Genomic DNA, 26,019 nt, shown 5'->3' with positions numbered 1-26,019 from the left:
TAAATGGTTTCAACAAAGTTAATCGGAAAGCTATTTGTTTCGCGACAAAAGGAAATAGACCGGTACGCGAAGGAGACAGAAGCTATCCAGGAACATGTGTTCCGAAAACTTATACAAACCGCCGCCGCTACGGAATGGGGAAAGAAATATAATTATGCCAACATACGTACATACACTGATTTTCAGCGTGTACCTATACAACAATATGATGATGTAAAAGGTTATGTAGACCGTATGCGACATGGAGAGAAAAACATTTTATGGCCCGGACAGGTAGTATGGTATGCTAAATCATCGGGAACAACCAACGATAAAAGTAAATTCATCCCTGTCAGCAAAGACGGATTACGCCATATTCACTATAAGGGAGGAACAGACGCTGTAGCCCTTTATCTGCGATCAAACCCTCAAAGTAATTTCTTTTCGGGCAAAGGACTGATTTTAGGAGGAAGCCACAGCCCTAATTACAATCTGAAAGATAGTCTGGTAGGTGACTTGTCGGCTATTCTGATACAAAATATTAATCCATTAGTAAACTTCATCCGCGTACCGAGCAAAGACATAGCATTGTTAAGCGAATTTGAAGAAAAAGTAGAACGGATAGCTGAAACAACTATTCACGAAAACGTAACCAATCTTTCAGGAGTTCCGTCGTGGATGCTTGCCGTAATTAAACGTATCTTGGAAAAAACCGGTGCCAAGCACCTGAACGAAATCTGGCCTAACCTGGAAGTCTTTTTCCACGGAGGAGTATGTTTCACACCATATCGAGAACAATACAAGCAGCTGATTACAAGCGATAAAATGCATTATATGGAAACATACAATGCAAGTGAAGGTTTCTTCGGACTGCAAAGTGATCTGAACGACCCAGCCATGTTGCTGATGTTGGATTACGACGTCTTTTATGAATTCATTCCATTGGAGGAAATAGACAATCCGGCTCCAGCCATCATACCACTGGCAGATGTAGAAATCGGCAAGAATTATGCAATGGTAATCAGCACCTCCTGCGGACTATGGAGATACATTATTGGAGATACGGTCAAGTTTACGCAAAAATCACCGTATAAATTTGTAATTTCCGGCCGTACAAAGCATTTTATCAACGCCTTCGGCGAAGAGTTGATGGTAGATAATGCAGAAAAAGGCCTGGCACGTGCCTGCGCCGCAACAGGTGCTCAAGTACTAGAATACTCAGCTGCACCGGTATTTATGGATGCTAATGCAAAATGCCGACATCAATGGCTGATAGAATTCAGTACTATGCCCGACTCTCTGGAAAACTTCAGACATACACTTGATAAAGCATTGCAGGATATCAATTCTGATTATGAAGCCAAGCGTCATAAAGATATTACGTTGCAGGAACTGGAAATTATCGTAGCACGCCCTAATCTGTTCCACGACTGGTTAAAGCAAAAAGGGAAACTGGGCGGACAACATAAAGTACCGCGTTTGAGCAACAACCGTGACTACATCGAAGAAATGCTAAAACTTAATATATGAAGCCCATACCTAAATACATAGCCATATTACTGGTAATCATCGGATTCTATGCATGTGCAAGTACCGGATCACCTGATGGAGGACCTTATGATGAAGATCCCCCTAAATTTATACGTGCTATACCTGAGCCAAATGCAACCAATAATACTCGTAAGAAGATTTCAATCGAATTTGATGAATTTATCAAACTTGAAAACGCTTCTGAGAAGGTAATCATTTCTCCACCGCAAAAAGAAAGCCCCGAAGTGAAAACTAGCGGAAAGCGTGTACTTGTAGAGTTTTTCGATACTTTACAAGAAAATACTACCTACACAATCGACTTCGGCGATGCTATTGTAGACAATAATGAAGGAAACCCCTTGGGACAATTCTCATATGCTTTTTCTACCGGAGATAGAATTGATACCATGCAAGTATCGGGTACTGTATTAAATGCCGAAAATCTGGAACCTATAAAAGGAATTCAGGTAGGATTGCATAAAAACCTGAATGATTCGGCCTTCACCACACTCCCATTCGATCGTATCTCACGTACTGACAGTCGCGGACAGTTCACTATCCGTGGTATTGCTCCAGGCAGTTATCGAATTTATGCTTTGATGGATGGAAACCAGAACTATCTGTTCGATTCAAAAACAGAAGTAATTGCTTTTCAGGACTCCGTCATTGTACCCAGCATGGAAGGTGCTGTCCGCCAGGATACATTATGGAATGAGAAAGATACAACAAAAATTGATACAATAAAACAAGTCAACTATACTCGCTTTTTGCCAGACAATATCATATTACAGGCATTCAAGGAAGAAAGCAGTCTCCAGTACCTAATGAAGAGTGAGCGCCCCAAAACAACGCAGTTCTCACTCTATTTCAGTGCTAAATCGGATACACTACCCACTTTAAAAGGGTTAGACTTCGATGAAAAAGAATTGATTGTCGAAGCCAATCCGCGCAACGATAGCATTCTTTACTGGATAAAGGATACCGCTCTGTGCGAACGTGATACCCTGACTTTGCAGCTGGATTATCTCGCAACAGATACTCTTGGAAAACTGGTTCCCAAGACTGATACGTTACGTATGATAAACAAAATACCAAAAGCTAGACGACTCGCTTTATTGGAGGAAGAGAATAAGAAAAAAGAAAAAGAGCGTAAAAGACGTGAAAAGAAAGGAGATACGCTAACCGTAGAAACTCAATTTCTGACTGTCAATACAGATGCACCTTCAGTGCTCGACCTAAACCGAAACATTGTACTGAGCTTTGAAGAGCCTCTGGCCAGTATAGATACATCGGCCATACACATGAGTACAATGGTAGACTCTGTATGGCAGGATATACCTTTCATTTTTCAAGCAGACAGTGTAGCTCCACGGCGTTATCAGATACTGGCAAACTGGCAGCCGGGAGTAGAATACAAGCTAACTATTGATTCTCTTTGTTTTAAAGGTATTTACGGTCTGTCTTCTGATAAAATAGAGAACACACTAAAGGTTAAGACGCTTGAAGATTACGGAACGCTTTACCTGAACATCGTAGGTGCAGGACCACACGCTATCGTACAACTGTTGAACAGCAGTGATGCCGTAGTACGCCAGCAACCAGTTACAGATAAAAAAACATGTGACTTTTACTTCCTGCAACCAAGTACGAAATACTATATCCGACTGATTAACGATAATAATAATAACGGAAAGTGGGATACAGGACTTTATGAAGACAAACGTCAGGCAGAAGAAGTTTTTTACTTCCCCAAAGTATGGGAAATGAAAGCTAACTTTGAGTTTGAGGAAACATGGAACCTACATGCTACCCCACTCGACAAGCAGAAACTGGATGAAATAAAGAAACAGAAACCTGACGAAACCAAGAAGATAAAAGACAGGAATAAGGAACGAGCCAGAAATCTAGGAAGGTCATGATAAAGAAAATCTTTTTATGCCTGTGCCTCCTGATAGGAGGTACGGCAGCTAAAGCACAATGCGGCGCTGAAAACGATGCAATTAAACCGGGAGAAACACTAAGTTACGAACTGAAATTCAACTGGAAATTTATCTGGATAAATGCAGGTTGGGCTAAAATGACTGTCAATGAAACGACACACAAAGGTCAGCCTTGCCTGAAAACAGACTTGCAGTCGTACACAAATAAAAAAATAGACTTTTTCTTCAAGATGCGTGATACATTAACATGTATTACTACACAACAGTTGGAGCCTTTATATTTCCGTAAAGGAGCAGAAGAAGGAAAACGCTATACTGTAGACGAAGTGAACTTCAGCTACCGCAATGGAAAATGCATTGTCGACCAGCAACGTACCTTATATGGTAAGACAGATAAAAAGCATGATGAAATGCCTGTGTGTGTTTACGACATGCTGAGTATCTTGCTGCAAGCTCGTTCATACGATCCTTCGGATTACAAACCGGGAGTAAAAATACTATTCTCTATGGCAACAGGTCGCGCCATAGAAAAACAGACTTTGATTTATAGAGGAAAAGAAAACTTCACCTCTGAACAAGGAGTTACTTATCGTTGCCTGGTTTTCTCACTGGTAGAATATGTAAACAACAAAGAAAAAGAGGTTATCACCTTTTATGTAACCGACGACCGTAACCATCTGCCAGTCCGACTGGATATGTATCTGAACTTTGGTTCAGCCAAGGCATTCCTCACCGATATAAAAGGAAATAGGCATCCGTTGACTTCCATTGTAAAATAAATATCAGACACAAGATTATATTAACTCGCCCTAAGCAAGGTTATCTTAAAAATAGATGACATTGTTTAGGGCGAGCTTTCTTTTAAAAAAAAGATGCTGAAAAGCCCAAGAAATTCTGTACAAATTTTCAAAAAAGATCGAGAAGAATTTCCTAAAAGATGCTGTTCTTTTTCCTATACTTTATAAATATGATCTCAGAATAATGCTAAGCTTACTTTAAAACCTTATCCAACACAGGTTTTAAAGAAATTATTCATGCGTTTACTCTTCGCTCCCTTTACTAAATATTTTGCAATTACAATAATTCATAATATTATTAGGAATAAAAGATAAAAGTCATAATTTTGTGATAATTTAATAATAGAAACTCACAATCATATGATATTTCACCGACTCCATCAAATTATAATTTTACTGATATATCTTTCATTATCAGCAACTTCTTACGGGTATACATTTGAGCATAAAATTGAAAATTATGGATTAACATTTGCTGCCCATACAGTAGACCAAGATCATCGGACAAGCTTAATCTTAAACTCAGGAAAAGGAATATCATTCCCTGCAGAAGGTTTTATAATGAACTTTGACATCAAATTACGTCAAGAATTATATACTTATGGATACATATTAAGAGTTATATCACATAATGATCAAAATTTAGATTTAGTTTCTTATCTGTATGACTCTAAGATCAGTATCATTTCTGGATCTAGCCATGAGAAATCTCAAATGGTATATCTTGCCGATTCTATGTTAATAAGAAAAGATCAATGGATGCCAATACAGATTCAGTTTTTTCCAAACTCAGCCAAAATAAAAATCAATGGAAAAAATATATATCTATCACATTCTTTTCGCGATTTTAATGATGTTCAAATTATTTTTGGAGCCAGTAATTTAGGACGTTTTTTTTCTGGAGATGTAGCACCAATGTCTATAAGAAATCTTTCTCTTCAATCTCTTCAAGGAAAAACTTTTTATTATTGGAAGTTAGACAGAAGTAGTAAAACCACTAATAACTTTGTCTATGATAGTATTTCTGACTTACCAGCATATGTAAAAAATGGGAAATGGGAAATAGATAAACATTACCATTGGCAACGGGTTACTTCTTTTGAGATTGATTATAAGAATCCTCAACTTGCATTTGATGAGATAAAAGGTAATTTTTTTGTAGCTTCAGATAAAAAACTATATACATATAATGTCAATAATAAAACTTTAGATACCCTATCATTTAAAGGGGCTCCTTTTTTAGGAGTTTCCAGTCAAATGCTATTTCATCCATTAAAGAAAACTCTCCTTTCATACAATATTTATCATAATAAATTAAATTGGTTTAATCCAACAACATCTTCATGGAGTGTCAATCAAAAAATAACAGTAGATGACAATCAACATCATAATCGTTTTTTTGACAAAGATCACGATAAACTATATCTTTATGGAGGATATGGCAGACATCAATATAGCGGGGCACTTTACGAATATAATCTAAAAGACAATTTTAAATGGTCTCAAATGAATTTAGATACACTGATCTCTCCACGATATTTATCAGCTTTAGGAAAATATTCTGATAATAAACTACTTGTTCTAGGTGGATATGGAAGTCATTCAGGAAAACAGGAAGACTTTCCTCAAAACTTTTATGATTTATATTTATTGAATTTGAACACTGGTACATGCAAAAAACTATGGGAGATGAATCATACTGACGAACATTTTGTAATGGGTAATTCTGCTATCGTTGATACTCTTACTAACAGCATATATGCCTTAACATATAGAAATGATTGTTACAATACAGCTATCTACTTAAGCCAATTCTTAATTAAGACAAACAGACCTATAAGACAAATTGTTAGTGATTCTATTTTATACAAATTCAGAGATATCTATTCATATTGTGATCTTTTCTATCATCCTAATGATACCTCACTTTATGCTGTTATATTAGAACCTTCAAAGAATGAAAGTTCTTTATGCCGTATTTACAAATTAGCATTTCCTCCTTTAATACCAACCAGAACTTCTAATATTGAAAATAAATCAGATAAATGGGGGTATTTGACGGGAATAACCATATTTATTTTAATATTATTGATGCTTCATTGGAGAAAAAAAAGGCAACAAGTAAAGAAGCTTCCAGAAACAAAAACCCTCAATAATTTATCTTTAGCAGAAAAATTAGAACATATACCTTTGGAAATTACTACTCAAAAAATCAATAGAAAGGAAGTTAAATCTACAATTTTTCTAGTAGGAGGCTTTCAAGTTTTTGATTCTTTAGGACAAGACATTACAGGAGATTTTACCCCAACATTAAAACATTTATTCTTATTCTTACTTCTAAATTCTATAAAGAATGAAAAAGGAGTTACTTCGCAACGTCTAGATGAAACTTTTTGGTTTGATATGAGTAAAACAAGTGCTGCTAATAATCGCAGTGTCAATATCCGTAAATTAAGACTGCTGGCAAGCAAAATAGGAGATATTACAATAGTACATAAAAATGGCTATTGGTTTTTAGAATTAGGAACTAATGTTACCTGTGATTATTATCATATATCTGCTTTACTAGAAGATCTAAAAAATAGGAAACAGGAAAATTTGTCTATAGATAAAGAGAAACTAGAGTTATTATTGACCTGGAGTAGTCCTGGAAGTTTATTACCTAATATCAATATTGAATGGCTTGATGAATATAAATCAGATTATTATGTAAATATAACTGACACTTTGTTAGAAATCGCAACTTTAGATAGTATAAAAGATGACCCACGATTATTATTCCGTATTGTAGATGTAATCTTAGCAATCGACTGCATTGATGAGGATGCCATTCGTTTAAAGTGCACTCTTTTATACAAAATGGGACATAAAGGTCTATCTAAACAGTGTTATGACAAATTCTGCTCAGATTATGAGCGAATATTAAATACACCTCCCGAATTTTCTTATGAAGAATTTGTTCGTTAATTTGACAATCTCTCTCTTTAATAAAAAACCGAGGTCGTTTCGAAGTTGAAACGACCTCGGTTTTTTATTAGAGGATACATACCTTTTGTTAAACTTTTAAAATTTCACATTTTTATTACTATTACAATTGCTATTAAGACAAAATTAAGAGTGAATTAATAGGGTAAACCTATATTTGTGCTAAAAATCAATATAATTGTTAAACCTTTAATATTCAATCACTATGACAAATTCAACTTAATTATTTCTGAATTTTCTTTGTTTAATCAGATTCTAATAATGAATAAAACTAATTCCACTAATATTATGATCAATAGTTCGTTAAAAATTCGCCAAGCCTAAGCGGCTCTGGCAGTAAATAAAATGAGTTCTTTGAAAAGTTTGTCAATAACTTGCGGGTCTGGGCTAATCCCAAACACGCAAATAAATCGTTCAAGCATATAAGCATTGTGTATGAAAGACTTGCAGGAGGATATGGAATAGGTTATTCCGAGCCTCTTACATGCCGCTTTGGCCAAGTTGACAGCAGCAAGCGATGCATTGAAGTGAAAATCCAATTTCCTGAAGTCGGTAGACTGGCAGCTGGTGATTCCTGCATGCTGCTTGCCATCTCTAAAGAAATTCCAACTGGAACCTGGTTCTGTAATAATCCAGCACCTCGCGTCCATCCATGGAATCGTCTGTAGAGAAATAAAGTTGCCACTTGTCTGTTCTTCCGTCCATCGGATACCAGATGGCTAAGGAAACATACCTTTTGAAAGCTTTAGCATAAACCCTCAATCCGTATAGCTTTCCTTTGTTCACCTCGTATTCCTTGCACCGGGTCAAATCCAGATTGGCAAAGTCAATCCTGCCGTCAAACCACTTGGGATGACCACGTTTTCCTGTTTTCTTTTCCAATGTCGGATAGTACAGGACAACATCATTCCTAAAGCGGCTGATAACATGGAAACCGTTCTCACACATAGGCGTTACGAAAGTTTCCTTGGAAAAGAATGCGTCTGCAACCACCGTTTTGGATATGCTTTGCAGCTTGTCTTTTCTGCTGATAAGATAGCAGCTGTACCAGTCAACAAGGTTCTTGTCCATATTATCCAAGGTCTTACAATCCGGTGTCTGAATGGAACCTAAAGTCATGCATTCATGGTTGTCGATGTCAATGATACCGATGCCCATGATTTCCAATCCTCGCTTGTACTCTCCTGCACAACCGGACCAGAAGTAACCTATCCAAGGTGTCTTCTTGCCTGATTTGGGAATATGGAAGGGTCGATGGCAATGGCTTTTCTTTTGCCTGTGAGATGCTTGCTGATGATAGATCCGTTGAACGCAAACCAGTCGAAAGTTTCATGCTCAAAAAGGTTACGATAAGTCTGTTCTGAGAAACAGCCATATCTGCCCAATTGAAGGAAATTTATACGATCCGGGATGACCATGAATAATTTCATGGTGTCCATGAATGCTTTTTCAAAAGGTTTGTGTATATTCGCTACTGATTTGAGAGCCGACAGGCACTCGGATTGGTATTGCATAAGGAGTGTTTCTTTAGTCATAATCAGAAGAGTTCAGAGACTTCTAATTTACTAAGAAATAACGAATTATGCAATACTTTCCTCCTTTATTATCAGTAGGTTAGCTCTCTTTTCTCAGCACATTTCTTCATGCTTAACCATTCGTTTTTGACAACATTTCAATGACCTCTTTAGTGTTTCCGAACCAGCTTTTGCCGGTTCTATTGTTTAACTTTTAATCTTTCGGTAAAAATTTACCGAAGTATTGTAAAAAACTATGAAATTATATTACTCTATTATTATAAGCATAACTTTCATGCTTCTCTCTTGTAAATCGAATCCTGATATTAATAAACAGCTAGAACCAGTTGATTATGTAAATCCATATATGGGTAACATAAGTCACCTATTAGTTCCAACATTTCCAACAATTCACCTTCCTAATAGTATGCTGCGAATATATCCGGAAAGAAGTGACTATACAGACCAGCAATTACATGGATTACCCCTAGCTGTAACAAGCCATCGTGGTTGCTCGGCTTTTAACTTAAGCCCTCATCAAGACAACAATCTATCTCCTGTCATCAACTATAGCTATGATCATGAAATTATAAAACCATATTATTATGAGGTTTTACTTGATGAAGAGCAAATAAATATAAAATATGCCCCTTCACATCAATCTGCCATTTACCAAATTGAATATCAACAGGCAGACCGTCCTGCATACATAATGATTAACTCCCGAAATGGAGGAATAAAAATTGATAATGGTACAGTAAGTGGATACCAACAACTAGAAAATAACACGCGCATATACCTATATATGAAACCTGACATCACTCCTCTACAAGAAGGAATTTTAGAGAATAAGCAGATAAATTCCTTTATAAAAGAGGCCAAGGGAAATGATGCATGTGCCGTACTCCACTTCCCTAAAGGAACTAAGACCGTTAATTTATATTATGGTATTTCTTTTATAAGTGTAGAACAGGCCCGTAAAAATATGGAGCGTGAACTAACAGGAGCAGATCTGAATACAATATTAAAAAAAGGACGGGAGATCTGGAACAAAGCATTGAGAACAATTCAAGTTGAAGATAACAATGAAGAAAACAAAAGAGTCCTATATACCTCATTTTATCGTGTATTCGAACGTCCTGTTTGCATCAGTGAAGATGGACGTTATTTTAGTGCATTTGATGGTAAAATTCATGAAGATAAAGGTAAACCATTCTATACGGACGATTGGATCTGGGATACTTACAGGGCTGCACATCCACTACGATTGTTAATTGACGAAAAAACTGAAACTAATATAATTGATTCATATTTACGTATGGCTGAACAAATGGGAAATATGTGGATGCCCACCTTCCCTGAAATCACAGGTGATTCCCGCCGTATGAATTCCAACCATGCTGTTGCAACAATTGCAGATGCTGCAACTAAAGGTCTGAATTTTAATCTAGAAAAAGCTTATGAAGCATGTCGTAAAGGCATAGAAGAAAAAACTTTAGCTCCATGGTCTGATGCTAAAGCCGGTTGGATTGATGAATTTTATAAAATTAATGGATACATACCAGCTTTACAAGAAGGAGAACAAGAAATAGATAAAAATGTACATCCATTCGAAAAACGTCAAGCCATAGCAGTTACGTTAGGAACAGCTTACGACCAATGGTGTTTATCTCAAATTGCTCGTATTTTAGGTAAAAATAAAGAAGCTGACTATTACTCAAAATGTGCTTACAATTACCGTAACGTATATAATAGCCAGACAGGCTTTTTCCATCCCAAAGATCAAAAGGGGAAATGGATAACCCCATTTGATTATCGTTATTCTGGAGGGCAAGGAGCACGCAATTACTATGGAGAGAACAATGGATGGATATATCGCTGGGATGTACCTCATAATATTGAAGATTTAATTTCTTTAATGGGAGGAAAAGAAAAATTTATTTCCAACCTAGATCAGATGTTCCTTGAACCATTAGGAAAAAGCAAATTTGAGTTTTATGCACAATTACCAGATCATACAGGAAATGTAGGGCAGTTTTCAATGGCTAATGAACCTAGTTTACATATTCCATATTTATATAATTACGCCGGACAGCCTTGGAAAACTCAAAAACTTATTCGCACATTATTAAAAACTTGGTTCCGTAATGACTTGATGGGAATACCAGGAGATGAAGATGGAGGAGGCATGTCAGCATTTGTTGTTTTTTCTTCATTGGGATTCTATCCTGTAACTCCAGGGTTTCCCGCTTATAATATAGGAAGTCCTCTGTTTTCCAAGACAAAAGTAAAGCTTAGTAATGGAAAGATATTTGAAATTGAGGCGCAAGGAGTATCGGAAGAGAATAAGTATATCCAATCTGCTAATCTGAATGGTCAAAAATGGAACAAGCCTTGGTTCAGTCATGATGATATAAAGAACGGTGGCAAACTAATTTTAGTAATGGGAAATAAGCCGAATAAAACATGGGGTAATACTCCTGATGCAGTTCCTCCTTCAACTGATAAATTATATAATAATGCCAATCAGCAGTTGGCTTTCTGATTCAAACATTAAAAATTAACAAATGTAAGTAGAGCAATAGCCAACTTTCCAAAGGTATGTACCAACAGCCCTTTGGTAGCTCTTACTTTAGATGCTCTTTGAATTTCTGTTTTTTCATTCAGCCAGTTGAAAAAGGATTCGATAGGTTGTCTGACTTTAGAAACGGCTTGCGAGAAAAGGTCTCTTGCAGCTTTCTCCCTCTGTTTGAGAACTTCCGGTTCCCCTTTAATCTCTTTATGCGGAGTAAGCACTTTAACCGGATTACTCTCATTAAAGAAAGAGAAATCGCTGTAAGTCTTGTCCGCAAGCACCGTCTTTCCGGATAGGTATGGCACGCATTCGCTTTTGAATACGGTCAGGTCGTTGTCCGAAGCCGGTGTCAGAGTTATCATTTCCGGAAAAGGAAAGGTTCCCTCCCTACGCTGTCCTACCATATGCAGTTTCATGCCATAGTAGTACATGTTCTTAGTGGAGCAATACCCTTTTGATGTTATCTCCGTAGCTACTTTCCCCTCTCGGTTTTTCCCTTTACAGGTCACTATCGGCATAGAATCGACAATGGATATAATGGAGTCGCAATCCTTGGGCTTGAATGATTGTATCATGGTTTCCACCAGCACCTTAAATGTTTCTGAAAGCATATTTAGGCGTCCGCAAAACGTTTGATAAGACGGCAATTTTGGAAACCATGATGACAGATACTCCTTAGCGAAGGTATGTATCTCCTTGATGTTGAAGTATCTCTGGCAGTACCCGCAGAACAGATAGATGGTAAGAACCTCCTCATCCGTAAACTCAGGATTGGAATTGTTACTGAATCTCTGGCAGTGGAAACGCAGAGAAGACTTATGGACATCACAGATATACATATACAAACCTATTAGTATTAACTTTTTCTCCTTGGGAATCATAATTAGAAAAATGAGTGGTTTTATTCTTCTAATTTACTGATTTTCAAGGAGATTGTAAAATAAAACAATGAGGTAATTGACTGAATTACAAACTTTTAAATCAAGAATCAGAAGATGTTTTCAACTGCTGATTCGCATTAATAATTAATATTCCCAAAGTGCCATGAACAGAATTAAGAAAATTAATTTTGCCGGACTGTTGCTGATAATAGCCTACGTAATTCCGATGCAGGCTCAGGAATTGTATAAAAACGAAGATGCACCTCTTCACGAACGAATCATGGATTTATTATCCCGACTTACAGTGGAAGAAAAGGTAAGCCTATTGCGCGCCACCTCTCCAGGTATTTCTAGGCTAGATATACCCAAATATTATCACGGAAATGAAGCTTTGCACGGAGTAGTCCGTCCTGGGCGTTTCACTGTGTTTCCTCAAGCTATTGGTTTAGCTGCTACTTGGAATCCAGAATTACAATATCAAGTAGCTACTGTTATTTCAGATGAAGCACGTGCACGCTGGAATGAACTGGACCAAGGTAAATTACAGAAAGGCCAATTTAGTGATTTACTAACTTTCTGGTCTCCAACAGTCAATATGGCTCGTGATCCCCGTTGGGGGCGTACCCCAGAAACATATGGTGAAGATCCTTACTTGAGTGGTACGATGGGAACTGCTTTTGTTCGCGGATTACAGGGAGATGACGCCCGTTATCTAAAAGTCGTGTCCACACCTAAACACTTTGCAGCCAATAATGAGGAGCACAATCGTTTTGAATGCAATCCGCAAATTTCAGAGAAGCAATTAAGGGAATATTACCTACCGGCCTTTGAGGCTTGCATAAAGGACGGAAAAGCTGCTTCCATCATGTCTGCTTATAATGCCATAAACAATGTTCCTTGTACGTTGAATTCGTGGCTGTTAACCAAAGTTTTGCGACATGATTGGGGATTTCAGGGATATGTGGTATCCGATTGCGGAGGTCCCTCCTTGTTGGTTAACGCACATAAATACGTGAAAACGAAAGAAGCGGCAGCTACGTTGTCTATCAAAGCAGGTCTTGATTTGGAATGTGGTGATGATGTTTATTATGAACCGTTGTTAAATGCCTACAAACAATATATGGTAAGTGATGCCGATATTGACTCGACCGCCTATCATGTTTTAAAAGCACGAATGCGGTTAGGCCTTTTTGACAATGGTAAAAACAATCCTTATACTAAGATATCTCCGTCTATAATCGGTTCAAAATTGCATCAAAGAGTGGCACTTGAAGCAGCCCGTCAATGTATAGTATTACTTAAAAATCATAATTGGGTACTGCCACTTGATACAAAAAAATTAAAGTCAATTGCCGTAGTTGGAATCAATGCTGGAAACTGTGAGTTTGGTGATTACAGTGGTTCGCCAGTGATAGCCCCTATTTCTATTTTGCAAGGCATAAAAGAACGGGTAGGCAAAGATATTAAAGTTGTATATGCCCCATGGAGGTCCGCTGTAGATGGCATGGAGCTTATCCAAGGAATTAGTTTCCCAGATGGGCTGAAAGCTGAGTATTTTGATAATATCCAATTGAAAGGTATCCCCAAAGTAAGGAAAGAAGAGTGGATTAACTTCGAACCTGGAAACCAAGCACCGGATCCGTTTCTTTTCAAATCACCTTGATCAGTTCGCTGGACAGGTAAGCTACGTCCTACAGTTACCGGACGATATGTACTCAGCTTCACTTCGGACGATGGTTGCCGTCTGAGCATTGATGATAAAGTGCAGATAGATGCATGGCAAGGACATTCAGTACGTACAGATACAGTTTCCGTATATTTGCAAGCAGGAAAGGATTATCATTTGAAGGCCGAATATTATGACAATCGTGATTATGCCGTGGCAAAGTTACAGTGGAGTGTTCCTAAAGTAGGTAAAACAAGCCGATTAGATCTGTATGGCGAAGCCGGGAAAGCTGTACGTGAGTGTGAGACAGTGATTGCGGTATTGGGAATCAATAAATCGATAGAGCGTGAAGGACAAGACAGAAGTGACATCTTGCTTCCGGAAGATCAACAGGAGTTCCTGCAAGAAATATATAAGGTAAATCCTAATGTCATTGTAGTACTTATTGCTGGTAGTTCATTGGCAGTCAATTGGATGGATGAACATATACCAGCTATTGTTAACGCTTGGTATCCTGGTGAAAGTGGAGGTAAGGCTGTGGCAGAAGTACTTTTTGGGGATTATAATCCAGGAGGACGCTTGCCATTGACTTACTATAAAAGTTTAAAAGATTTACCTGATTTTAATGATTATGATATTACCAAAGGACGTACATATCAATATTTTAAGGGAGATGTGCTTTATCCTTTCGGATATGGTTTAAGTTACACAACATTTAAATATTCAAATTTACAAATAAGTGACGGCCTGAATGAAATTTTAGTTTCTTTTCAACTGAAAAATACAGGTAAATATGCAGGTGATGAAGTAGCACAGATTTACGTACAGCTTCCCTCTCGCAATGAAATAATGCCTATAAAAGAGCTAAAAGGATTCCGACGCATAACTTTAAAAAAAGGAGAGGAACAGGAAATAACAATTAAATTGCGTAAAGACCTACTGCGCTATTGGGATGAAACTCAAGGTAAGTTCCTGCATCCTTCGGGTACCTATACGATTATGGTAGGAGCATCTTCGGCAGATATCCGTCTTCAGCAATCACTAACTATTGACATGAATCAATAATAAAAACACCAACGCGGATTCATGCAGATAAAAGTTGCACAAATCCGCGTTTATTCTATTACTCAAAAATACAGGTTTACTTGTTCAATTTCCAGGTAAATCCGTCTTTTGTATCTTTTACTTCAAAGCCTAATGCAGCCAGTGTATCACGAATCTTGTCGCTGGTAGCCCAATCTTTATTAGCTTTTGCCTGCATACGCTGTTCGAGAAGCATGTCTACCACCTTGCCAAAAGCTTCTTCACGCGCCGCATTGTTTTCAGCCTCAGCTTTCAATCCCAAAATATCGAACACAAAGGTATGGAATACACTCTTCAACTCTTCAAGGTCGTCGGCACTGATAGTTGCTTTCTTATCGATTACAGTATTAATCATACGGATAGCGTCGAACAGATGAGAAATAACAATCGGTGTATTCAAGTCATCGTTCATCGCTTCGTAACATTTCTCACGCAATCCAGCCGGTTCAATGCCCGAAGTAGTCTTCGAAGGAGTAATACGTTCCAAGTTCTTCACACCCTCCATCATACGTTCGAGTCCTTTTTCTGCGGCCTGAAGAGCCTCATTACTGAAATCAACTGTACTACGATAATGTGCCTGAAGAATAAAGAAACGGATTGTCATTGCTGAATAAGCCTGAGTAAGAAGCTTGTTCGAACCAGTGAAGAATTCATCAAGCGTAATAAAGTTACCAAGCGACTTACCCATCTTCTGACCGTTAATGGTAATCATATTATTATGCATCCAGTAACGTACCATATCATGTCCTTGAGAAGCTACACTTTGAGCAATCTCACACTCATGATGCGGGAAAATCAAATCCATGCCTCCTCCGTGAATATCGAAGTTTTCTCCTAAATACTTGCGTCCCATAGCAGTACATTCACAGTGCCATCCCGGGAAGCCATTACTCCACGGTGACGGCCAGCGCATGATATGTTCCGGCTGGGCACATTTCCAGAGGGCGAAATCGGCAGGATTATGTTTTTCCTGCTGTCCGTCAAGTTCACGGGTAGTATTGATAACATCGTCCAGATTACGTCCGGAAAGCTTTCCATAGTGATGGTCTTTGTTATATTTTGCCACATCAAAATAAACAGACCCCTGGCTTTCGTAAGCGTATCCATTCTTCAGAATCTCCTCTACCAACTGAATCTGTTCGATGATATGTCCTGAAGCATGTGGTTCAATGCTTGGAGGAAGTACATTTAAAGCTTCCATAGCCTTATGATAGCGGTTCAGATAATACTGAACAACTTCCATCGGCTCTAACTGCTCCAGACGTGCCTTCTTTGCAATCTTATCTTCACCATCGTCTGCATCATGTTCCAAATGTCCAACATCAGTAATATTACGGACATAACGTACCTTGTAACCCAGATGTGTCAGGTAACGGAAAAGAATATCGAATGTAATAGCCGGACGAGCGTGTCCCAAATGAGCATCACCGTAAACAGTAGGCCCGCACACATACATACCCACATGAGGAGCATGCAACGGAACAAAAAGTTCCTTACGACGGGTAAGCGTATTATAAATAGTCAGCTTATTTTCCATAAATAATCTCTTTTAGTTAAGTCACAAAAGTACGGAAAAAAGAAATAATAAGGAAACAGAGGATATTTTTTTTCACAAACAGGCTTCCTATATGCCTTACCAAATACGGAAAGCTATATATATTCGTCAAAAACTAAGGCAAGAAATTTAGTTAACAAACATAGAAGAGGTGGGCAATTTCTTAAATCATGTTATAAAACATAGTTTTTCGGTCCAAATATTTGCAGATATCCTGAAAGTCCGTACCTTTGCACTGTGTTTTTCATAGTATTAGATTTAAGGTTAACAAAGGTTGGAGTACAGCGGTACTCCTTTTTTTATGCCCATACGTAAAATATATGCAAGAAAACAACAAAGTCCTGTTAGGTATGAGCGGAGGAACAGATAGCTCAGTAGCTGCCCTGCTCCTGCAAGATGCCGGCTACGAAGTAACCGGTGTGACTTTTCGTTTCTATGAAAAAGACAACAATACCGAATACCTGGATGATGCACGCGAATTATGTGAACGTCTGCATATTTCTCATATAACCTATGACGCACGCAATGAGTTCCGCGAACGAATCATTTCCTATTTCATCAATGAATATATGACAGGACGTACTCCTGTTCCCTGTACCCTTTGCAACAATTATCTGAAATGGCCGTTACTGAAGAAACTAGCCGATGAAAAAGGCATCTATCATTTTGCTACTGGACATTATGTACAAAAACGGAATATTGACGGATATTGGCATATCACAACCGGAACAGATGTAGATAAAGACCAGTCATTTTTCTTGTGGGGATTGCCTCAAGACATACTGCAACGTATGCTATTGCCCATGGGAAAACTGACCAAAAATAAGGTACGCGAAATTGCAGCCGAACGTGGTTTCCTGAAAGCTGCTCACAAGCGCGACAGTCTGGGAGTATGCTTTTGCCCTATGGACTACCGCAGTTTTTTAAAAGAGCATGTAAAAAAAGAGCTTATCATGCCCGGTAATTTTTATGATGAATCCGGTAATTGCTTAGGAAAGCACGAAGGCTACCCTTTCTATACCATCGGACAACGCAGGGGGTTAGGAATCTATCTGAATAAAGCATTGTTTGTAAAACAGATTATCCCTCAGACCAACAGTATTATTCTCAGTGACCAGCTCTGCTCACTGGGACAAACAGAAATGTATCTCACCGACTGGCATGTAACGAATCCTTCTGCCTTATTTGAAACAACTGATGAAATCATCGTAAAAATCCGTTATCGCAAGCAGGCCAACCGTTGTACCGTTATCCCTACCCCCGACGGACAACTGCATATCAAACTACACGAGCCATTGACTTCCATCGCAGCCGGACAAGCCGCTGCTTTTTATCGCGATGACGTCGTATTGGGTGGAGGCATTATTTGTTCGTCATTATAACAAGATTATCACTTGACCCTCCTGTTCAACTGATTATTTGCTTTTTCGGGTTTTGATTTTCCTACTCGCTTACCGCTGGATTTCTTTTTCCCCGTCTGCTTTGCTTTCCAAGCAAAAGGATTCTTCTTATTGACTACCATATTATCTGTATTTTTTTGCAAAAATACAATTATAATCCATAAATAAAGACGAAAACATACCTTCTCCCTCATTGACTTAATGAAAATGACTAATTTTGTTTTTCAACCAAATACAGAAAGCTATGAGTCTATCCGATTACACACATACACTGACACAAGCTGTAAGCGAACTTTCTGACAAGCATTCGTACGAAGGTTTGTTTCATCAATATAAAGATGGCGATCCGCTTCCATCAGGGAAATCACTGCGCCGAATTGTAGAACTCTCCCGAGAAATTCTTTTCCCTGGCTATTTCGGAAACTCTACCGTCCACCGAAGAACTATCAACTACCACATCGGAGTAAATGTAGAAGAACTTTTTGGCTTGCTGACAGAGCAAATACAGGCAGGATTATGTTTCGGACTAGAGAATACTCCTTCGGATAATGTAATCAAGAAAACTCCTGACCGAGATACAGCTGCATCCATAGCAGCACGTTTTATCAGCAGACTCCCTGAAATACGACGTATTCTTGCTACCGATGTAGAAGCAGCATATTACGGAGATCCAGCAGCTACCTGTTTTGGAGAAATCATCTGTTGTTATCCTATTATCCGTGCAATTACCAATTATCGCATTGCACACGAACTGTATATGCTGAATGTTCCGCTTATTCCCCGCATCATTACCGAAATGGCTCACTCGGAAACCGGAATTGATATTCATCCCGGAGCACAGATCGGGCATCATTTTACTATCGACCACGGTACAGGGGTAGTAATCGGTGCCACGTGTATCATTGGTAATAATGTAAAGCTCTACCAAGGAGTTACATTGGGAGCCAAGAGTTTCCCACTCGATGAAAACGGAAATCCAATAAAGGGTATTGCCCGCCACCCCATTCTGGAAGATGACGTCATCGTATATTCTAATGCAACTATTTTAGGACGTATCACCATTGGTAAAGGTGCAACAATTGGTGGTAACATTTGGGTAACGGAAAGTGTACCAGCTGGTTCACGCATCGTACAACGCCGGGAATAAATTATATATAAGAACAAAGTTTTAATGATTAATAGAAAAAATATGAAACCAACAATTACAATATGTCTAGCTATATTGCTGGCTGCTTGCAATACTCAAAAAAAGCAAGAAACAGATAACAATAGTGACTCTTTAAAGAATATCCCACAAGCAGTAGGAAACGACCGAGATGAGCATGGTTGTCTTGCTTCAGCCGGATATACGTGGAGCGAAGTACAGAAAGATTGTATCCGTCTTTTTGAGAAGGGAATACGAGTCGATGCGGCTGATGGAAGTGAACGATCGGCCTTTATTGTTTTCAGCCCCGATTCGACATTAGCAGAGCTATTCTTTTCTGACGAACAGCCTAAGGAAATCTTGGAAAGACGTACATTACCTACAGGCAAATATGCTTGGAATATCGAAGATGATGATACAAAAAACGTGCGTTTCATTGATGGTATATGGACTATCAGCCAAAGGAGTAAACTTATCTATACTCAGAGTAAAGATGAACTAGGTCCAATGCAAACCCTTACTTACGAAGGATTGCTTCCTGCCGCCTCCGGTCCCGGGATATTCTATTCGTTAACCATCAAAAGTAAAAAGCATAGCGGAGACGGAACATTTTCGTTGGCTTTGACTTACAAAGAAGCTGAAAACGGGAAAGATAAGACATTTACTTATGAAGGGAAACGCTTCACTTTACGTGGTATGGCCGGAAATGAAAACGCTACCGTATGGCAACTTATAACAAATGACCAAAAGCAAACCTTTAATTTCCTGGTAGAAAATGACCAAACTCTTACCTTACTAAATGATAAACTGGAAAAAAGTCAGTCGAACCTGAATTATCAACTGAAAAAAGTTAACTGATAAAAAATCCTTCTCACAATGTTAAAGTTACCTCTTCAACTGTGAGAAGGATTTTTTTAGATACTTTAGAAAGTTGTTTTATTACATCATACTACCTTTCTCTTACATAAGTCTTTTTATCAGAACCTACACCTGTAACAGTTACCCGTTTCCAGTGAGAAGGAAGCGCTGACGGAAGCTGGACGATTCCTTCATCCGTAATCTGGAGTCCACAAAAGCCATTCAATACAGCCTGCAATAAACCTCCTGCTCCAGTCATAAAATATGGATTGTTACTTGTGGGAGTTTCCGAAATAACTCCGAAAGGCTTTTTCAGATTGGGCTCATAACAACGACGAAACATCTCGTATGCTTTATCTGCTTCTCCCATACGAGCATACTGTACGCAATAAACAGAGTACGACATAGCCGGTCCATCTTTTTGGTCTATACGCTCGGCATAATATTCCAAATCTTGTCTCTGTCTGTATTCATCAGTTATCACCCCTAGTGGATAAGCTAGCAGATTTGCATCAGCTTGTTTGATCATTTCGCCTTTATAAGTGAAATGCTCACGTGTCACACCATTTTCGAATTGTAATATGCGGATATTTTCTCCAATCTCCCACCATATTTCCGGAACCTTTTCTCCACAAATCTCTGCAGCCTGACAAGCATACTTAAGCGCAAGTGACGCTGCACCGTTAGTAAACGCATTATCTGTAACACCGTTTGCATATTCATCAGCTCCGGTCACGTTATGAATTGAATATGAACCATCCTGATTGCGAGTAACACGACTTGCCCAAAAGTCTGCAATTTCTTTGAGCAGTGGATAACCTTCACGTTGCAGCCAACGCATATCACGAGTTACACAATAATAATTCCAGCAGGCAATTCCTATGTCGGCTGTAATATGATGTTCAAACGGACCGGTCAATGCATGAGTAGGCGTAGCTTCTTCACCAGAATCATCACTCTCCCACGGGAACATTGCTCCCCGATAACCATATGCCAATGCTTTTTTACGAGCAGCAGGAAGACGGTCAAAGCGATAATCAAGCATCGACCGGGCTATATCCTGATTCAACAGAAGCATAGGGGGATACATCCACAATTCTGTATCCCAAAAGATATGTCCATTATATCCCTGCAACGATAATCCCATAGGAGGGATACTTAAGCGACTACCTCCACGACAAGAAGAATATAAATTAAATAAGGCAAATCTTACGATACGCTGTGCGTCATCATCTCCTTCAATACGTATATCACCTTGCCATAGTTCATCCCAAAGACGATAATGTGCCTGCATCAATGCTTCTTCTCCCTCATGCACTGCATAAATTACCTGCCGCTCTGCTTCATTATAGGGATCAAAAAAATCACGTGATGAACATACGCTTCCTACTAAAGAGAAACAAAATGTTTCTCCCTTTTTTAGCTGAATCGAAAAAAACAATTCCCGAGTAGCTTCATCATATATAGGCTTTATCTGTTCGCCATTGAAAAGAAAAGAAGAAGTAGAAGCTACCCGACGGTATCCAAACCGAGAAGTTGCATCCGATTCAAGCATGTACATACGATTTCCATCAGCTTCCATTTCACGATGCCGAATTGAAGATTGCGAATAATCGTCTGGAATACCCATTCCTGAACGGACTTCCAACAACATATCCTTACATGCCTGAACAGTCACACGAATTAAACCGGCATAAGGCAAATTGCGTAAAGCACACAACTCATAAGAAACATCTGCTTTTTCTAAAGTCTGGAAACTTGTTTGATGTACAGCACGACGCATATCTATCGTTTGTTGCCAGTCAGAGATATTTGAAGTATCAACTTTTATATTGTCTATTTTCATAGAAAGACAAAACGGATTAATTCCTCTCATTACTCGACTAACAACATGGGGAGATGCAGCATCGAATACATGATTCAACATAACATGCTCTACAGCAAAAGGTTCTTTTTGAGGAAGAATCCCTATACATCCGTTTGCCATAGGAGCAGGAGCATATGGAGCTTGAATATCAACAGCATGCAGTTGCCATAGTCTTTCTTCTTCAGCTCTTATAGACGTTGCAGACAAGATTATTCCCAGTATAAAACATAGAGCATGTATTCTCATAGTAATTTTCATTCTGAAGTACATTTCTTATTATTTTCAATTCAGGCTTTGGCAAAGATACATTTTTCTTCAAAATAAAAATCAACTTCCTTGAGGGTAAAGCGAGCAGCAGTAATATTTTTCACGAAAGCAAGATATTACATAATAAAAATATCAAAGTTGACTTTCTTTACAACAAAATGTATTTAAACCTTATCAAACAGTTGACTGGCTGACCGAAAATTCATATTTTTGCACAATTAATTGAAATTACGTAATTTAGTTAAAATGAATCAAGAATTCGAGCTTATCGCCAAGACCTTCCAGGGACTGGAAGAAGTGCTGGCACAAGAACTCACCGAGTTGGGAGCCGGAAATATTGAAATCGGACGCCGTATGGTTTCTTTTACCGGTGACAAAGCAATGATGTATCGTGCTAATTTTTGCTTGCGCACGGCTATTCGTATCTTAAAACCAATCAAACATTTTACTGCAAAAACAGCAGACGAAGTGTATGAAGCTGTTAAAAGTATTGCTTGGGAAGACTATTTGGATAATATGAGCAGCTTTGCTGTTGATGCGGTAGTATTCTCCAATGAATTCCGTCATTCGAAGTTTGTTGCTTATAAGGTAAAAGATGCTATTGTCGATTATTTCCGTGAAAAGACAGGCAATCGTCCATCTGTACGTATTAGCAATCCGGATCTGGCTATTAATATCCATGTTGCAGAAGACCGTTGTACACTTTCACTCGACAGTTCGGGTGAATCACTTCATCGCCGTGGCTACCGTCAGGAACAAGTAGAAGCTCCTTTAAACGAGGTATTGGCTGCCGGAATGATTCTGATGACTGGATGGAGAGGCGAATGTGATTTAATAGACCCGATGTGTGGCTCTGGAACAATTCCTATTGAAGCAGCACTTATCGCACGCAATATTGCTCCGGGAGTATTCCGTAAAGAGTTTGGCTTTGAAAAGTGGCGTGACTTCGACCAGGATTTATTCGATTCAATCTATAATGATGATTCTAATGAACGTGAATTTAACCATAAAATTTACGGATATGACAACAATCCGAAAGCCAACGAAATTGCTGTGCACAATGTAAAAGCAGCAGGAGTAAGCAAGGATGTCATTCTAAAAATCCAACCGTTCCAGCAATTTGAACAGCCTAAAGAAAAGAGTATCATTGTGACTAATCCACCTTATGGAGAACGAATATCTTCTGATGATCTGCTAGGCCTATACCAAATGATTGGAGAACGCTTGAAACATGCATTCAGCGGCAATGATGCCTGGATATTAAGCTATCGTGACGAATGTTTCGACCAAATTGGACTAAAGCCATCAGTCAAAGTTCCTTTGTTTAATGGTTCACTGGAATGTCAGTTCCGGAAATATCAGATTTTCGATGGAAAATACAAAACCTTCCGTAGTGAAAACAGTGACAAAGAATTTAAGCCTAAGCGGGAAGGAAACGAAACCCGTCCACGGAAGCGTGCAGAAAAAGTAGAATATAAAGGAGATAAAAAAACAAGTTTCCGAACAGAGCGTAAGGAAAACGATAAGAAAAACTTTTCTCGCGAAAATCGTCCTTCACGTCCTTCTACTGATGACGGACGCCCTAAGCAGGCACCCGCACCTCGTTACATGCACCGTCGTCGTGCAAACGAAGAAAATACAGAAAATGAATAAGTAACGTATATCCACTGAAAATGAAGCGTATATTTCAAATAATAGCTCTATTCTGTATGATAGCAACAATTTCATCTGCCCAAGAGAAAAAGACATTCACCCTCAATGATGTAATACCGGGTGGAGATAATTATTTTAATCTTGTGCCGAAAAGCATGCCCGGACTACAATGGTGGGGTGATATATGTGTCCGTACAGATATAGAGAACATCAAAAAAATAGATACTAAAAGCGGAAAAGAAAGTATACTCGTCACACTGGAAGAGGTAAATGAAGCGCTGAAAAATGGCGAAATGCCTTACAAACTTACAGGTCATATCAAACCACTTCGTACACTGATGGCTGCTTCACTTCCTTGGGGTGACCGTAATGTGATTACTTTTACCCAGTATGACGACCGTACTCCCGGACAAAAGTACATGATATGGTATGACTTCAGCAAAAAGAAAATAGTCAATCTATTTAACCTGCAGGGAGAAGGCCCGACAAACTTCGATTTCTGTAAAGAAAATGGCTACATGGCATATACTATCGGGAATGACCTGTATGTAGCACATGAAAGGGATTTCAGCAGCATGGTTAACCCGAAAGTTACAGGTAATCAACAGCAGGAAAAGGATGTCGTATATGGCCAAGCTGTACACCGTAATGAGTTTGGTATCATGAAAGGTACTTTTTGGAGTCCGAAAGGTACTTACTTGGCTTTCTACCGTATGGACCAAAGTATGGTAACCGATTATCCACAGGTAAATACTACAGCACGCATTGCCGAGCTTGTTCCCGACAAATACCCAATGGCTGGTATGACAAGCCATAAAGTAACTGTCGGAATATACAATGTAAAAGATGGCAAGACAATTTATTTACAAGCCGGTGATCCTACTGACCGTTATTTTACTAACATCAGTTGGGTCCCTGACGAAAAGAGTATATTCGTTATCGAACTGAACCGCGACCAGAATCATGCACAACTGGTTCAATATGATGCCGTAAGCGGACAAAAGATAGGAGTGCTTTATGAAGAGAAACATACTCGTTACGTAGAGCCTCAGCATCCTCTGATATTTTTACCTTGGGATGATAGCCAGTTTATTTATCAGACACAGCGAGACGGTTTCAACCATTTGTATCTTATGGATACAAAAACCAAACTGAAAGGTGAATGGAAAACTGGAAAGGATAGTGAAGACCAATATTGTGAATATCTGAAAACAATCCCATTGACCGAAGGCAACTGGCTGGTTCAAGATGTTTTAGGATTCAATACTTCTCGTAAAGAAATCATAATTGCAAGTACGGAAATATCTCCTTTACAGACTAATATATTCAGTCTGAACGTAAAAAATGGGAAACGTACACTGATCGGTATGGAAGATGGTACTCACCAGGCCAAATTATCAGCAAGTGGAACCTATCTTATCGATTACTTCACTTCGAACAATGTTCCACGTGAAATCAGTATTCTTCCTACTACCGGGAAAAAAGGTACAACTCTGTTCACAGCAACCGACCCGCTAAAGGAAAACTACAATTTACCGGAAATTACTGTAGGAACAATTAAAGCAGCCGATGGAGAAACAGATTTGTATTACCGCTTAATTAAGCCTGTTAATTTCGATCCGAACAAAAAATATCCGGCTATTATTTACGTATACGGAGGTCCACATGCACAAATGATACATAATACCCGTTTTTATGATGCACGTGGATGGGATCTTTACATGGCACAACAAGGTTATGTAATGCTTACTGTTGACAACCGTGGAAGTGATAATCGCGGTATTAAGTTCGAAAATTGTACCTTCCGCCATCTTGGTACAGAAGAAATGAAAGACCAAGTACAAGGAGCCAAGTTCCTGCAATCACTTCCATATGTTGATGCAGACAAAATCGGTGTTCATGGATGGAGCTTCGGGGGATTCATGACAACTAATCTTATGCTGACTTATCCGGATATCTTCAAGGTAGGAGTAGCTGGTGGTCCGGTTATCGACTGGCAATTCTACGAAGTTATGTATGGAGAAAGATACATGGATACTCCACAAGCTAATCCTGAAGGATATAAAGAATCAAATCTTCGCTTAAAGGCTGGTAACTTGAAAGGTCGTCTGGAAGTAATTATCGGTGGAATGGATCCTACCTGTGTACCGCAACACAGCATCAGTTTTTTACGTGCTTGTATTGACGCTGGAACTCATCCAGATTTCTTCATCTATCCGGAAGACGGTCACAACATGATGGGGCGCGACCGCGTACACTTGCACGAACACATCACCCGTTATTTTCTTGATCATTTGAAATAAAATAAAGAAACAAATCATAATA

At 38.8% G+C, this 26,019-nt stretch carries 13 protein-coding genes and 3 pseudogenes; 12 read left to right on the top strand and 4 right to left on the bottom strand.

From position 1 onward, the window contains the following. Positions 1-3: 3 nt before the first annotated feature. The 4 genes from ACDG22_RS03400 (at position 4) to ACDG22_RS03385 (ending at position 7,213) form a co-directional block, all read left to right on the top strand. The gene (locus ACDG22_RS03400; RefSeq protein WP_007567513.1) at positions 4-1,509 is read left to right on the top strand and encodes a GH3 auxin-responsive promoter family protein; all 1,506 of its coding nucleotides are present in this window, start codon (positions 4-6) and stop codon (positions 1,507-1,509) included. After that, the gene (locus tag ACDG22_RS03395; protein WP_270230313.1) at positions 1,506-3,428 is read left to right on the top strand and encodes an Ig-like domain-containing protein; all 1,923 of its coding nucleotides are present in this window, start codon (positions 1,506-1,508) and stop codon (positions 3,426-3,428) included. The genes ACDG22_RS03400 and ACDG22_RS03395 overlap by 4 nt, the downstream gene beginning before the upstream one ends. Then, on the top strand, positions 3,425-4,228 hold the full coding sequence (locus tag ACDG22_RS03390; protein ID WP_007567517.1) for a DUF3108 domain-containing protein: 804 nt from the start codon (positions 3,425-3,427) through the stop codon (positions 4,226-4,228). The genes ACDG22_RS03395 and ACDG22_RS03390 overlap by 4 nt, the downstream gene beginning before the upstream one ends. Positions 4,229-4,606: 378 nt before the next feature. Beyond that, positions 4,607-7,213, top strand: a complete 2,607-nt coding sequence (locus ACDG22_RS03385; protein ID WP_370858773.1) for a Kelch repeat-containing protein — start codon at positions 4,607-4,609, stop codon at positions 7,211-7,213. A 338-nt stretch (positions 7,214-7,551) separates the two neighbouring features. On the opposite strand, the pseudogene ACDG22_RS03380 reads toward ACDG22_RS03385, so the two are convergent. Continuing rightward, a pseudogene (locus tag ACDG22_RS03380) lies at positions 7,552-8,766 on the bottom strand (transposase). Between the two features lie 235 nt (positions 8,767-9,001). On the opposite strand from ACDG22_RS03380, the gene ACDG22_RS03375 reads away from it, so the two are divergent. Next, the gene (locus tag ACDG22_RS03375) at positions 9,002-11,290 is read left to right on the top strand and encodes a GH92 family glycosyl hydrolase (RefSeq protein WP_270245268.1); all 2,289 of its coding nucleotides are present in this window, start codon (positions 9,002-9,004) and stop codon (positions 11,288-11,290) included. Positions 11,291-11,298: 8 nt separating this feature from the next. Here ACDG22_RS03375 and ACDG22_RS03370 read toward each other — a convergent pair whose 3' ends face one another. After that, on the bottom strand, positions 11,299-12,159 hold the full coding sequence (locus tag ACDG22_RS03370; RefSeq protein WP_270212257.1) for a transposase: 861 nt from the start codon (positions 12,157-12,159) through the stop codon (positions 11,299-11,301). 205 nt (positions 12,160-12,364) lie between these two features. On the opposite strand from ACDG22_RS03370, the pseudogene ACDG22_RS03365 reads away from it, so the two are divergent. Beyond that, a pseudogene (locus ACDG22_RS03365) lies at positions 12,365-14,932 on the top strand (glycoside hydrolase family 3 C-terminal domain-containing protein). Positions 14,933-15,008: 76 nt separating this feature from the next. Here the strand turns inward: ACDG22_RS03365 and cysS are convergent. Beyond that, the gene (gene cysS, locus ACDG22_RS03360; RefSeq protein ID WP_022125373.1) at positions 15,009-16,487 is read right to left on the bottom strand and encodes a cysteine--tRNA ligase; all 1,479 of its coding nucleotides are present in this window, start codon (positions 16,485-16,487) and stop codon (positions 15,009-15,011) included. Between the two features lie 269 nt (positions 16,488-16,756). Between cysS and mnmA the strand changes: the two genes are divergently transcribed. The 4 genes and pseudogenes from mnmA (at position 16,757) to ACDG22_RS03340 (ending at position 19,907) form a co-directional block, all read left to right on the top strand. Beyond that, positions 16,757-17,887: a tRNA 2-thiouridine(34) synthase MnmA gene (mnmA, locus tag ACDG22_RS03355; protein WP_260401376.1), complete on the top strand. Its 1,131-nt coding sequence runs from the start codon at positions 16,757-16,759 to the stop codon at positions 17,885-17,887. A 262-nt stretch (positions 17,888-18,149) separates the two neighbouring features. Further along, a complete protein-coding gene (locus tag ACDG22_RS03350; protein WP_177593737.1) occupies positions 18,150-19,052 on the top strand; it encodes a serine O-acetyltransferase in 903 nt (300 codons plus the stop codon). A gap of 42 nt (positions 19,053-19,094) precedes the next feature. Next, positions 19,095-19,544: pseudogene (locus ACDG22_RS03345) on the top strand (copper resistance protein NlpE); the annotation flags it as partial. 12 nt (positions 19,545-19,556) lie between these two features. After that, complete coding sequence (locus tag ACDG22_RS03340; protein ID WP_227994775.1) at positions 19,557-19,907, top strand: copper resistance protein NlpE N-terminal domain-containing protein; 351 nt, start codon at positions 19,557-19,559, stop codon at positions 19,905-19,907. A gap of 91 nt (positions 19,908-19,998) precedes the next feature. Here the strand turns inward: ACDG22_RS03340 and ACDG22_RS03335 are convergent, their stop codons facing one another. Further along, positions 19,999-22,020, bottom strand: a complete 2,022-nt coding sequence (locus tag ACDG22_RS03335; protein WP_370858772.1) for a glycoside hydrolase family 65 protein — start codon at positions 22,018-22,020, stop codon at positions 19,999-20,001. 267 nt (positions 22,021-22,287) lie between these two features. Between ACDG22_RS03335 and ACDG22_RS03330 the strand changes: the two genes are divergently transcribed. Both ACDG22_RS03330 and ACDG22_RS03325 read left to right on the top strand, forming a co-directional pair. Then, positions 22,288-23,694, top strand: a complete 1,407-nt coding sequence (locus ACDG22_RS03330; RefSeq protein ID WP_007567433.1) for a THUMP domain-containing class I SAM-dependent RNA methyltransferase — start codon at positions 22,288-22,290, stop codon at positions 23,692-23,694. A 20-nt stretch (positions 23,695-23,714) separates the two neighbouring features. Continuing rightward, on the top strand, positions 23,715-25,997 hold the full coding sequence (locus tag ACDG22_RS03325; protein ID WP_370858771.1) for a S9 family peptidase: 2,283 nt from the start codon (positions 23,715-23,717) through the stop codon (positions 25,995-25,997). The last annotated feature ends 22 nt before the right edge of the window (positions 25,998-26,019 follow it).

The sequence above is a fragment of the Phocaeicola coprocola genome (genome assembly GCF_041333015.1).
GTDB lineage: Bacteria > Bacteroidota > Bacteroidia > Bacteroidales > Bacteroidaceae > Phocaeicola > Phocaeicola coprocola.
The sequence above is the reverse complement of the archived record's forward strand: the minus strand, read 5'-3'. Positions and strand labels throughout refer to the sequence as shown.